This is a genomic window from Duganella qianjiadongensis, from assembly GCF_009857915.1.
GTDB lineage: Bacteria > Pseudomonadota > Gammaproteobacteria > Burkholderiales > Burkholderiaceae_D > Rugamonas > Rugamonas qianjiadongensis.
Genome location: NZ_WWCM01000072.1, coordinates 1 through 545, shown reverse-complemented (window position 1 = coordinate 545; position 545 = coordinate 1). Strand labels below are relative to the sequence as shown.

The 545-nt window shown below is 58.0% G+C and carries 1 protein-coding gene; it reads left to right on the top strand.

Features of this window, described 5'->3' with window-relative positions:
- Nucleotides 1-545 (top strand): EF-Tu/IF-2/RF-3 family GTPase (locus GTP27_RS23315; protein WP_286173326.1); only part of this gene is annotated, 545 nt, incomplete at both ends.

Below are 545 nucleotides of genomic sequence, written 5' to 3'. Positions count from 1 at the left end.
GACGACGCAGAACTGCTGGAACTGGTTGAAATGGAAGTGCGCGAGCTGCTGTCGAAGTACGACTTCCCAGGCGACGACCTGCCTATCGTTAAAGGTTCGGCACGTATGGCGCTGGACGGCGATACCGGTCCTCTGGGCGAACAGGCTATCATGCAACTGGCCGAAGCACTGGACAGCTACATCCCTACGCCAGAGCGCGCAGTGGACGGCGCCTTCCTGATGCCAGTAGAAGACGTGTTCTCGATCTCGGGTCGCGGTACCGTGGTAACCGGTCGTGTTGAGCGCGGTATCATCAAAGTCGGCGAAGAGATCGAAATCGTCGGTATCAAAGACACCGTGAAAACCACCTGCACCGGCGTGGAAATGTTCCGCAAACTGCTGGACCAGGGTCAGGCAGGCGACAACGTTGGTCTGCTGCTGCGCGGCACCAAGCGTGAAGACGTGGAACGTGGTCAAGTTCTGGCAAAACCAGGCTCGATCAAGCCACACAACCACTTCACCGGCGAGATCTACGTTCTGTCGAAAGATGAAGGCGGCCGTCACAC